Below are 11,473 nucleotides of genomic sequence, written 5' to 3'. Positions count from 1 at the left end.
CGGTGCCGCCCCTCTTCGCTGAAAGCGGAAATTCGTGCCCCTGGGGTTTCGAATCTCCGTGGGTCGTCCGACTACTCGGAGGCCGAGTCCTCGGTGGTCTCCGCCTCGGCGTTCTCGCCCTCGGCGTCGTCGTCCTTCTTGGTGCCGAACAGCTCGGCGGTGTCGACGGTCGCACCCGTGGTGTCGGTCACGTTGGCGCGATCGACGACGGTGCCGAGTGCCTTGCCGCGGCGGACGTCGGCGAAGACGGCACCGAGCTGGTTGGCCTGGCTGATCTGCTGGATGAACTGCTCCGGCGGAATGCCGTAGCGCTGCGCCTGGAAGAAGATGCGCTCGGTCAGCTCCTGCTGCTCGACCGTGGTGTTCTCCGCCTCGGCGATCGCGTCGAGGAGCAGCTGGGTCTTCACCGAACGCTCGGCGGACTCGCGTGCTTCCTTGTCGAACTCCTCGCGGCTCGTACCCTGAGCCTCGAGCAGCTCGTTCAGCTTGGTCTCGTCGTGATCGAGCTCGTGGATCGCGTCGTGCAGCGCGCTGTCGACCTCGGCCTGGACGGCGGCCTCGGGAACCGGGATCTCGACGGTCTCGAGGAGAACCTCGAGGACCTTGTCGCGGATCTGGCCGGCCTGCTCGACCTGCTTGACGCGCTGGACGCGCTCGCGGAGGTCGGCCTCGAGTTCGCCGATGGTGTCGAACTCGCTCGCGAGCTGCGCGAACTCGTCGTCGGCCTCGGGCAGCTCGCGCTGCTTGACGGTGTTGACCTTGACGGTGACGACGGCTTCCTTACCGGCGTACTCGCCGGCGACCAGTGTGGAGGTGAACTCCTTCGACTCGCCGGCGGACAGGCCGATGATCGCCTCGTCGAGTCCGTCGATGAGTTGGCCGGAGCCGACCTCGTGCGACAGGCCCTCGGTGGCGGCCTCGGGAACCTCGTTGCCGTCGACCGTCGCGGACAGGTCGATGGAGACGAAGTCGCCGTCCTGCACCGGACGCTCGACGCCCGTCAGGGTGCCGAAGCGCTGACGCAGCGACAGCATCTGCTCGGCGATGTCCTCGTCGGTGATCTCGACGGGATCGACGGTGACGGCGATCTCGGAGAAATCGGGGAGGGTGATCTCGGGACGGACGTCGACCTCGGCGGTGAACGCCAGCTCGACGTTGTCCTCGAGCTTGGTGACGTCGATCTCGGGCTGGCTGATGACCTTGACGTCGTTCGCGGTCACGGCCTCGCTGTAGCGGCTCTGGATGGCCTCGTTGATGACCTGGTCCAGAACGGCGCCACGGCCGACGCGGGCCTCGAGGATCTTGCGAGGAGCCTTACCGGGGCGGAAGCCCGGGATGCGGACCTGGCCGGCGAGGGCCTTGAAAGCGCGGTCGAAATCAGGCTGGAGCTCCTCGAAGGGCACCTCAACATTGATACGGACTCGCGTCGGGCTCAGCTGCTCGACGGTGCTCTTCACGGACATGCTCCTTCTGTCGTGCTCTCTTGTCGGTCGTTCGTGTCACTACTGAGCGCGCTGACGCTGTTCGATCTGGTCGGGATGACAGGATTCGAACCTGCGACCCTCCGCTCCCAAAGCGGATGCGCTACCAAGCTGCGCCACATCCCGGTCGTGAAGGCACCGCATCCGACCGCGGGACCCATCGCAGAATCCTACGGCCCCCCGATTATGAAATCCAAAGCGAGGTCCGGTACAGTCTCATCTCGCAAGCCGCAGCACCGGTCGACACCGGCGCCGCAGCCGCAACGGGGATGTAGCTCAATGGTAGAGCCCCAGTCTTCCAAACTGGCTACGCGGGTTCGATTCCCGTCATCCCCTCCACGGAGGAAGCCCGCCGGGTGCGCACAGCACCGGCGGGCTTCGTCGTTCCGGACCGATCCCCCGACGTCCGGTTTCCGGCAGGTGACATGCACATTTCTGGACACATCGTCCCGAGGGGTGTCATCATGCCGTCGAGGTTGAGAAGCAGCCCCACCACAGGTCGTCCGAATGCGACCTCGGCTGCAGTCCGCCACCGTCTGTGACATCGACGGTTCACTACCGTCGGTCACATCGACCTCCGTGTCGGTTCCGTTCCGGCCGGCCCTGCCCACCCGCATTCCGACGACCGCACGTACCACCGCGTCGCCATCCCCGTCGTGTCCCCCGAGCGGACGCGACCGCGAACCGGTGGGGCGTCGTCGGATGACACCGCAGGGGGTGTCGAGGAACCGGCCTCGCCCCACCTCCGGCCGGCCGGAGTCGGGAACGGCTCCGGTCGGTCCCCGGTCCCCCACCGAACCCAGTTCTCCGGTGTGAAATCCGAGTATCGTCGTCTCACCCCCGTAGGTCAGCGGTCGGTCGAGAAGGCGCCGGCGTCTCCGACGGCGCCGGCTGTACCGACGGCGCCTCGCTATGCAGGGAGGCAACGATGCCTCGGTGGCACAGACCGAATCCCCAATCGCCTGCGGCCGCCGCGGGCGCCGGACACGGCCTCCCGACATCCGCTCCGACCGTCGGCGTCGAGGAGGAGTTCTTCCTCGTCGACCCCACCTCCGAACGGCTCACCGCGAGCAACGACCTCGTCGTGGCCGCCGCTGCCCGACTCGGACTCGACCTGGACTACGAGCTCAAACGCACCCAGGTCGAGGTGAACACACCGGTCTGCCACAGCTCGACCGAACTGCGCGCGCGTGTCGTCGAAGGCCGGACCATCGCAGCCGCGGCCGCGCGGGAGGCGCACGTGGGTCTGCTCGCGTCGGGTGTGTCGCCCATACTCCAACAGCTCGCGTCCGTGACGGATGTGCCGCGCTACCGGACGATGGCCGAGCGGTACGGACGTCTCGTCGAGGAGCAGGAGGTCTGCGGCTGCCATGTCCATGTCGGTGTCGCGGACCGCGAGACCGCCGTCCTGGTGTGCAACCACGTCCGCGTGTGGTTGCCCACCCTGCTGGCCGCGACGGCCAACTCGCCCCTCCATCGGGGCCGCGACACCGGGTACGCCAGCTGGCGGGCGATCATGGCCTCCCGGTGGCCGTGCGCGGGCCCTCCCCCACGTTTCACGTCGGCGGAGCACTACGACGCGATCGTCGCCATGATGATCGACAGCGGCAACATCCTCGATCCGGGCATGGTCTATTGGGACGTACGTCCCTCGGCGCATCTGCCCACCGTAGAGGTGCGGGTGAGCGACGTCCCGGCGACGGTCGACGAGACGGTTCTCCTGGCGATGCTCGTCCGCGCGCTCGTCGCCAACGCCGAACGCGAGGTCCGGGAGGGCACCGCTGCTCCCCCGGTCGCCGACGAGGTCGTCCACGCCGCCTATCTGTGTGCCGCGCGCGAGGGGCCGACCGGACGTGCCGTCGACGTGTTCACCGGGCGGCCCACCACCGCGCAGCAGTCCTTCCGCGCATTCCTCCGCCACATCGGCCCCCAACTCGAGGAGACCGGCGACCGCCGGTGCGCGGTGGCGATGTGGGAGGCGATCCTCGCCCGCGGCACCGGGGCGATGCTGCAGCGACGCGCGTTCACCCGCCGTCACGCCGTCGCCGACGTCGTCGATGCCCTGCGCCGGGCGTTCGTCGACGGACCGCAGACTCCTCCTCTGTCCGGCGGCGTCCACCCCGCCCCGGACGTCCCGGCGCTCTGATCCCACGACCTGCCGTTTGGAGCACTTTCCCTCGGGTATTCGCGACCACACGAGCACGACGAGGGAGCACCTATGCGCGCGATGGTCTATCGCGGCCCCTATCGGGTCCGCGTCGAAGAGAAGGACATTCCCCGGATCGAGCACCCCAACGACGCCATCGTGCGCGTCGAGTTGGCGGCGATCTGCGGTTCCGACCTGCACCTCTACCACGGGATGATGCCCGACACCCGCGTCGGTACGACCTTCGGTCACGAGTTCGTCGGGGTGGTCCACGAGGTCGGGCCGTCGGTGCAGAGCCTGAAACCCGGCGACCGGGTCATGGTCCCGTTCAACGTCTTCTGCGGGTCGTGCTTCTTCTGCGCGCGCGGCCTCTACTCCAACTGCCACAATGTCAACCCCAACGCCACCGCGGTCGGCGGCATCTACGGCTACTCGCACACCTGCGGCGGCTACGACGGCGGCCAGGCCGAGTTCGTGCGGGTGCCGTTCGCCGATGTCGGCCCCACCATCGTTCCCGACTGGATGGACGGCGAGGACGCCCTGATGCTCACCGACGCCCTCGCGACCGGCTACTTCGGTGCACAGCTCGGTGACATCGTCGAGGGCGACACGGTCGTGGTCTTCGGCGCCGGACCGGTGGGCCTGTACGCGGCGAAGTCCGCCTGGTTCATGGGCGCCGGCCGGGTGATCGTGATCGACCATCTCGAGTACCGACTGGAGAAGGCCCGGACCTTCGCGCACGCCGAGACCTACAACTTCGCGGAGTACGACGACATCGTCGTCCACCTGAAGAAGATCACCGGTCATCTCGGGGCGGACGTCGCCATCGACGCCGTCGGCGCAGAGGCCGACGGGAACTTCCTGCAACACGTCACAGCCGCGAAGCTGAAGATGCAGGGGGGCTCGCCGGTCGCGCTGAACTGGGCCATCGACGGTGTCCGCAAGGGCGGCACCATCTCGGTGATGGGCGCCTACGGCCCGATCTTCAGTGCCGTGAAGTTCGGCGACGCACTCAACAAGGGCCTGACGCTGCGGATGAACCAGTGCCCCGTCAAACGTCAGTGGCCGAGACTGTTCGAACACGTCCGCAACGGCTACCTGAAACCGAACGACATCGTCACGCACCGCGTCCCGCTCGAACACATCGCGGAGGCCTACCACATGTTCTCGTCGAAGCTCGACGGGTGCATCAAGCCGATCATCGTCGCCGACGGGAGCTGAGGAGGACCACCATGGCCTACACCGCGGGCAAGCCCGAACCGCCCGAGACCCCCGACCAGCTGCGGGCCCGCATCCCCGGGTGGGGAGTCGACCTGGATCCGCGCGACCGTCCGTCGGTGCCGAAGGAACGCTTCGCGCCCGAGGCGACCGGTGCGCACTGGGACTTCCCCGAACGCCAGCCGGGACACGAGACCCGCGAACGTTCGATCGAGCACGCCTTCGTCACGCCGGTCTTCGGCACCACGGCGCCGCTGAAGGGACTGTCCGGAGTGGTGCGCAGGCACGCCTACCGCCGGTACAGCGAGGGTCGCGCCGCGCACTGGTTGCTCCTGATCGGCGCCGACCGCATCGACGTCGCCGAGAGCCGGGTGCGGGCGCTGTTGCAGGGCCGTCCCGACAATCCGGTGACCGAGAGCGGCCTCCGGGCGGAGATCACCGCGCACGGTGGGGCGTCGCGACGTCGGAGTTCGCGTGCCGATGTCAATCACCAGTGGCTCGATCCGCTCGTCTCGGGTGCACCGTGGATCGCCGCGGCGGGTCTGGGCGCAGTGGCCGTCGGACGTTGGAAAGGGCGAGCACGGAGGTGAGGACCGGCACGTGGGGTCATCCCGAATCCAGCAACGACGTGTCACCTTTTCGACTCGATAGTGCAAAGCAAGAGTCAAGCGCAGGTGTGGGTCGTTCACGATATGAGACCGTCCCTGTTGTGAAGGACACCTCCGACGACCTCGCCCGGGACTGCTCACCGGGCTCCTCGGTCGTCGCCGCCGTCCTTCTCGACGCCACCCCGGACTGGGATCGGGTCGCGGCGGTGCTCGCGCCGGGCAACCACGAATCGCCCAGCTTCCGGCACCGGGTGGTGGAACTTCCGTTCGGTCTCGACCCGCCGCGACGCACCGGGCATCCGGACTCGGATCCACCCTGGCATCTCGAGCGGATCGCACTGCCCGCCCCGGCGAGTTTCGAGGAGGTACTCACCTACGCCCGGACCGCACCCGACCCCGCCGGTCTCCGGCACCCGCGCTGGGAACTGACCCTGCTCGACGGCCTCGACGGCGGCCAGTCGGCGCTGGTGATCCGTCTCCGCCACCTCGGCTCCGCTCTGGTGCCCGATCAGTCCGATTCCATGTTGTCGTGGGCGAAATCGGTATCCGAGCAGAGCGCCGAGTCGTTCCGCACCGCCGCACACGTGTTCACCTCGCTGGGCACCGGATTGATCAACGCCCTGCTCGGACGCACCTGCGACCGCGAGGAGCCCGCACCCCGCGCCCCGCGACTGCACGTACTCGACGCGGATCTCACCGCCCTGCGTCACGCCTGCGAACGCGCGGGCTGTCGCGTGTCGAGCGGGTTCTCCGCTGCGATGCTCCTCGCGTGCAGCGAGTACCGACGGCGACACGGTCGCTCGATCGACGGCCTGCGCGTCGTCGTCCCCGGGCCGGACGGCGGGGCGGTGCCCATGGCACCCGAGGATGCGGCCGACCTCCAGGCGATGGACGCGGTCGATCTCATGCGGCGCATCGACATCTCGTTCCCATCCTCCGCCGGTGCACAGGCCGGCATCGCCGTCGGTCCGCGGGACGTGGTGGTGTCCACGCTCCCCGGTTCCCACGCGCCGCTCTACGTCGGCGGCGCGAAGATCGAGCGGTACTACGGCTTCGGTGCGGCCGACGGCGCGATGATGACCGCGTCGGCGATGTCCTACCGCGACACCTGCTGCATGGGCCTGGCGGTGGACCCCACGGTCGTCCCCAACCGCGATTCGTTCGATTCGTGCCTGCAGGAAGGGATGCGCGCCGTCCTCGGGGAGTGACTCCCCGCGTCGGTACGCTGGAGGACAGGACCCTCCCCCACCGGAAGGATCGGCCGTGGAACTTCTGCTCATCCTCGCCGCCGTCGGTGCCGTGGTGTACTTCGTCTCCCGCTCCCAGAAGAGCACCACCCGTCACCGCACCGTCACCCTCGACGACGCCAAGGCCGACGCACGGCAGGCGATCGAGCGTCTCGGCGGCCAGATCTACAACCTGACCGGCACCGACGACGCCTCGCGTCAGGCGCTGGCGGACGCCTCCGAGCGCTTCACCGCCGCCGGCTCCCAGATCGAGCAAGCGAACTCGCCGATGCAGGCGCGTCTCGCCAAACAGACCGCGCTCGAAGGTCTGTACTACATCCGCGCCGCGCGACTGGCGATGGGCATGGACCCGGGGCCGGAGATCCCGACGCTCGACGGACAGAAGTCCGCCGGTGAGGTCACCGAGAAGCGCACCGTCGACTTCGAGGGCCGCACCATCGCCGCGTCGCCGTCACCGTCCTCCGCGACGCCGAACTACTACCCCGGTGGCCGCGTCGCGGGCCGGCCCGTCCCTGCGGGCTGGTATTCGGAGCCGTGGTGGAAGCCCGCCCTGGTCGCGGGCGCGTGGGGCGTCGGCTCGATGCTGCTCTTCTCGACGATGTTCGCCGGGATGGCCGGTGTCCCCTACGACGCGCAGGCATTCGAATCCGGTGTCGGTGATCCGTCGGCGGAGACAGGTACGGGCGACGACTTCGGCGGGGGCGACGAGTACGGAGGCGGTGACGAGTACGGAGGCGGTGACGACTTCGGGGGCAGCGACTTCGGTGGCGGAGACGGCGGCGGATTCGATTTCGGGGGCTTCGATTTCTGATCCGGGTCTTCCGAGTCGGGTCTTGTGAGTCGGGTCAGCTGGGCTGACAGACCGGGCACCAGAACAGGTTTCGCGCCTGCATGACCGAGTGCAGAACGGGAGTCCCGCAGATCCGGCAGGGTTCGCCGGCACGGCGATAGACGTACGTCCGGGGCCTGTTCTTGGCGTAGGCCGGTGCGCCGTGGTCGTGTTCGGGTCGCACGACGTGCATGCGCCCGTGCTCCACACCGACGTTCATCAGTTCGACGAGGTCGACCCAGATCGCGTCGAATTCGCTGCGGGACAGCTTGTTTCCCGGACGTTCGGGGTGGATGCCGTGACGGAAGAGCACTTCGGCCCGGTACACGTTGCCGACCCCGGCGATCACCGCCTGGTTCATGAGCAGCGCCCCGATCGCGGTGCGTGATCTGCCGATGCGACGCCACGCCCGCTCGGGATCGGCGTCGGGACGAAGTGGGTCGGGACCCAGTCGGGCCTCGATCGCCTCGACCTCGCCGGGGGTGAGCACCTCGCACGCCGCCGGACCTCGCAGGTCGCTGCCGTGGCGCGCGCCGATCATCCGCATCCGTACCTGTCCGACCGGTTCGCCGAGCGGCAATGCGCGGTCGGTGAACTCACCGTAGATACCGAGATGCACGTGGACGGCGAGACCGCCCTCGTAGTGATGGAAGAGATGCTTGCCCCACGCGTCCGCGTGGGTCAGGACGCGCCCGTTCACGGCGGCGGCACCGTCGGCGAACCGCCCCTGCGGACTGGACACCCGCACCGGCGCACCCGAGTACCACTCGTGGTGCAGCCGGGCGAGCCGGTGCAGGATGTGTCCTTCGGGCACGGATCAGGCAGGCGCGCCGGGAACTGCCGGGGCCTCGCCGGTCTTCTCGTACTCGGCGAGGATGTCGATGCGGCGCTGGTGACGCTCCTCGTTCGACCACTCGGTCGACAGGAAGGCGTCGACGATCGCGAGGGTCTCCTCGAGGCTGTGCATGCGGCCACCGATGCCGATGAGCTGCGCGTTGTTGTGCTCGCGCGCGAGCTTGGCGGTGTCGACGCTCCAGGCGAGGGCGCAGCGCGCACCCGGCACCTTGTTGGCGGCGATCTGCTCGCCGTTGCCGCTGCCACCGAGCACGATGCCGAGGCTGCCCTTGTCGGCGACGGTGCGCCGCGCAGCCTCGATGCAGAAGGCCGGGTAGTCGTCGAGGGCGTCGTACTCGAACGCACCGCAGTCGATCGGCTCGTGGCCGTTCTTCTTCAGGTGCTCGATGATCTCATTCTTCCGTTCGAAGCCCGCGTGGTCGGCTCCCAGGTAAACGCGCATGGGCCGAGTCTAACGAGGCCGGTCGGTGTGTCAGACGCCGACGGGTTCGCGGGCCTCCTCGGCCTCGAGTTCGCGCACGATCGGCAGCACGTTTCTGCCGAAGTACTCGACCTCCTCCTGGAAGTGCAGGAAGCCGGCGAGGATCAGGTCGACGCCGCGACGGCGGTATTCGACGATGCGGTGTGCGATCTGCTCGGGCGTACCGATGAGCTGGGTCTTGAAACCGTCGTTGTACTGGACGAGGTCCTCGAAGGTCGAGTCCGCCCACATGCCCTTCTTGTCGCCCGTGGACGAGCCGGCCTGTCGGACGGCGCTGCGGAAGCCCTCGACGGCCGGCTTGTTCGCCTTCTCCACGATCTCCCGGAGGGTGTCGCGGGCCTCCTTCTCGGTGTCGCGGGCGATGATGAACCCGTTGAGCCCGATCTTCACCTCGCGGTCGTGGGTGCGGGCGACCTCGCGCAGCTCGTCGATCTGGGCGGTGATGCCGTCGTAGTCCTTGCCGTTGCTGAAGTACCAGTCGGCGTACCGGCCACCGTTGGCGATGGCGGCGGTGGAGTTGCCGCCCTGGAACAGCTCCGGGTTCGGGCGCTCGGGGGTGTTGGCCGGCTTCGGCTTCAGTGTGAAGTCGTGGATCCGGTAGAAGTCGCCGCGGAAGTCGACCTCGTCCTCTGTCCAGATCTTACGGAGCACCTGCAGGAACTCGGCGCTGCGCCGGTAGCGCTCGTCGTGCTCGAGCCACGGCTCACCCATATGGGTGAACTCGTCCTTGAACCATCCGCTGACGACGTTGACCGCGAACCGGCCACCGGACAGCCGGTCGGCGGTCGCGCCGAGCTTGGCCAGCACGGCCGGCTGCCACAGACCGGGGTGGACGGCGGCGATGACCTTGAGTCGCTCGGTCGCGAGCAGCAGGGCGAGGCTGAAACTCGTCGACTCGTGCTGGAACTCCGCGCCGTAGCTGGCCTCGTACCGCACCTGGCTCAGTGCGTATTCGAAGCCGTTGTTCTCGGCCGTACGGGCGAGCTCGACGTTGTACTCGTAGTCCCAGCTCGTGCGCTGTTCGATGTCCGAGGTGACCAGGCCACCACTGACGTTGGGCACCCAGTAGGCGAAAGTGGTCTGATCGGCGATGCGTTCGGTCGACATGTGTTCATCCAAGTCCGGGACCTACCTCCTGCCCACCATAAGAATCAACGAGATCCGAACCGTGGACCGTCGGGGGCGGGTCGGAGCACACCCCGCCGGGGGCGGGTCGGAGCACACCCCGCCGGGGGCGGGTCAGAGCACGCCGTAGCGCGGCGGGTGGGTGCCGCTGAGGGTCCACCGGCCGATGTGCTGGAGCTTCCACCGGGTCGCGTCGTGCAGGGTGTGGGTGCGGGCGTCGCGCCAGTAGCGCGACAGGTTCGCGGCTCCCGATGCGCTGCGGGTGCCGCCGAGTTCGAACAGGATGTTCGCGGTCTCGACGGCGGCGCGGGTCGCGGCGACCTTCGCGGTCGCGACCTCGATGGAGGCCGCGGCGGTGGTCTCCGCGGTCGGATTCGCACGTGCGCGGTCGACGGCCCGTCCCGCCTCCGCGAGCAGCGCCTGGGCAGCTCGGACGGTGACGGTGGCCTCCCCTGCGATCTGGACGAGCAGCGGATCCTCCACTGCGCGTTCCACATCCGCCTCGAAGTGCGGGCGCGCGCGACCTGCCTGGACGACGGCCTCGGCGAGCGCGCCGGTCGCGATACCCACGTCGATCGCCGAGTGCAGCAGCTGCGCCTGGGCGCCGTAGGTGGTGGGCGCTTCGAAGATCGGCGTGTACGGCACGACCGCCGCGTCGGGGACCTCGATGTCGTCGAGGGTGACGGTGCCGCTGGCGGTGGTGCGCTGGCCCATGCCGTCCCAGTCGTCGACGACCGTGAGTCCGGCGGTCTCGCGCCGGACGAAGGCGACGGCCTTCGGGGTCGACGCGTCGGTCGCGTCCGGATCGTCGGAAAGACTGGCGCGCACCGCGATCCAGTCGGCGAACAACGCACCGGTGCTGTAGAACTTGCGGCCGGTGAGGACGTAGCCGTCCCTCTGCCGGCGCAGCACCGTGCTGTCGATGTTCACCGCACGCGACCCGCGTTCGCTCTGGGCATTGGCGAACAGCGCACCGCCGAGCACCTCGCCGTAGAAGAAGCGCTTCTGCTCGTCGCTGCCCTGGGATCGGATCGCCTCGAGGAAGGTGAAGTGCGAGTGCGGGATCTGGGCGATACTCGGATCCGCCGAGGCGAGGATCCGGAAGATCTCGGCGACCACTTCGTACGGAGCGGCGATGCCGCCGTATTCGGTGGGCACGGTCACCGCGAGCAGTCCGGAGGCCGCGAGCGCGCGGATCTCGTCGCGCGGCAGTTCCCGTTCGGCATCACGACGTGACGCGCCGGCCGCGAACTCGTCGGCGAGCGCGGAGGCGACGCGCAGGGCCTCGTCGGTGTCGGCGAGGCGGGTCGCGGTGCGTGAGGTGGTCATCGCGTCACCTCCGGCGCGAGCGACGCGCTGGTTGTGACGAGCAGGGTACGGGGACAGCCATGATGCATCACGGTAGTCCGCGCCCGACCCGAAGCCGAGAATTGAATTCGGGGTGAGCACAAGTCTGTACGGCGGAGCGTTGCCACCTTCGGTC

10 protein-coding genes and 2 tRNA genes are annotated in these 11,473 nt (G+C 68.6%); 6 read left to right on the top strand and 6 right to left on the bottom strand.

All coding sequences use genetic code 11. From position 1 onward, the window contains the following. Window positions 1-71 precede the first annotated feature (71 nt). On the bottom strand, window positions 72-1,457 hold the full coding sequence (gene tig, locus ACNJ7K_RS20815; protein ID WP_367269340.1) for a trigger factor: 1,386 nt from the start codon (window positions 1,455-1,457) through the stop codon (window positions 72-74). A 73-nt stretch (window positions 1,458-1,530) separates the two neighbouring features. Beyond that, window positions 1,531-1,607 (bottom strand) — tRNA-Pro (locus ACNJ7K_RS20810). A gap of 139 nt (window positions 1,608-1,746) precedes the next feature. On the opposite strand from ACNJ7K_RS20810, the gene ACNJ7K_RS20805 reads away from it, so the two are divergent. From ACNJ7K_RS20805 to ACNJ7K_RS20780, 6 genes are all read left to right on the top strand, one after another. Beyond that, window positions 1,747-1,820: transfer RNA gene (locus ACNJ7K_RS20805), tRNA-Gly, on the top strand. A 589-nt stretch (window positions 1,821-2,409) separates the two neighbouring features. Next, window positions 2,410-3,627, top strand: coding sequence for a carboxylate-amine ligase (locus tag ACNJ7K_RS20800; RefSeq protein ID WP_487042125.1), 1,218 nt, complete (start codon window positions 2,410-2,412; stop codon window positions 3,625-3,627). Between the two features lie 72 nt (window positions 3,628-3,699). Further along, entirely contained in the window at window positions 3,700-4,848 is a 1,149-nt protein-coding gene (locus ACNJ7K_RS20795) for a zinc-dependent alcohol dehydrogenase (protein WP_159418636.1), read from the top strand. An 11-nt stretch (window positions 4,849-4,859) separates the two neighbouring features. After that, on the top strand, window positions 4,860-5,435 hold the full coding sequence (locus tag ACNJ7K_RS20790; RefSeq protein ID WP_487042124.1) for a hypothetical protein: 576 nt from the start codon (window positions 4,860-4,862) through the stop codon (window positions 5,433-5,435). A 119-nt stretch (window positions 5,436-5,554) separates the two neighbouring features. Then, window positions 5,555-6,661, top strand: coding sequence for a wax ester/triacylglycerol synthase domain-containing protein (locus tag ACNJ7K_RS20785; protein WP_230787671.1), 1,107 nt, complete (start codon window positions 5,555-5,557; stop codon window positions 6,659-6,661). Window positions 6,662-6,716: 55 nt separating this feature from the next. Further along, window positions 6,717-7,511 (top strand): DUF1542 domain-containing protein, encoded by a 795-nt coding sequence (locus ACNJ7K_RS20780; RefSeq protein ID WP_159418639.1) that lies wholly within the window; start codon window positions 6,717-6,719, stop codon window positions 7,509-7,511. Between the two features lie 34 nt (window positions 7,512-7,545). Here ACNJ7K_RS20780 and ACNJ7K_RS20775 read toward each other — a convergent pair whose 3' ends face one another. From ACNJ7K_RS20775 to ACNJ7K_RS20760, 4 genes are all read right to left on the bottom strand, one after another. Then, window positions 7,546-8,343 (bottom strand): Fpg/Nei family DNA glycosylase, encoded by a 798-nt coding sequence (locus ACNJ7K_RS20775; protein ID WP_159418640.1) that lies wholly within the window; start codon window positions 8,341-8,343, stop codon window positions 7,546-7,548. Window positions 8,344-8,346: 3 nt separating this feature from the next. Next, the gene (locus ACNJ7K_RS20770; protein ID WP_016691858.1) at window positions 8,347-8,826 is read right to left on the bottom strand and encodes a ribose-5-phosphate isomerase; all 480 of its coding nucleotides are present in this window, start codon (window positions 8,824-8,826) and stop codon (window positions 8,347-8,349) included. Window positions 8,827-8,856: 30 nt separating this feature from the next. Further along, window positions 8,857-9,972: a dimethylsulfone monooxygenase SfnG gene (gene sfnG, locus ACNJ7K_RS20765; RefSeq protein WP_230787674.1), complete on the bottom strand. Its 1,116-nt coding sequence runs from the start codon at window positions 9,970-9,972 to the stop codon at window positions 8,857-8,859. A 132-nt stretch (window positions 9,973-10,104) separates the two neighbouring features. Beyond that, complete coding sequence (locus ACNJ7K_RS20760; protein WP_230787676.1) at window positions 10,105-11,319, bottom strand: SfnB family sulfur acquisition oxidoreductase; 1,215 nt, start codon at window positions 11,317-11,319, stop codon at window positions 10,105-10,107. Window positions 11,320-11,473 lie beyond the last annotated feature (154 nt).

The organism is Rhodococcus shunpengi, assembly GCF_048381395.1.
GTDB lineage: Bacteria > Actinomycetota > Actinomycetes > Mycobacteriales > Mycobacteriaceae > Rhodococcus.
The sequence above is the reverse complement of the archived record's forward strand: the minus strand, read 5'-3'. Positions and strand labels throughout refer to the sequence as shown.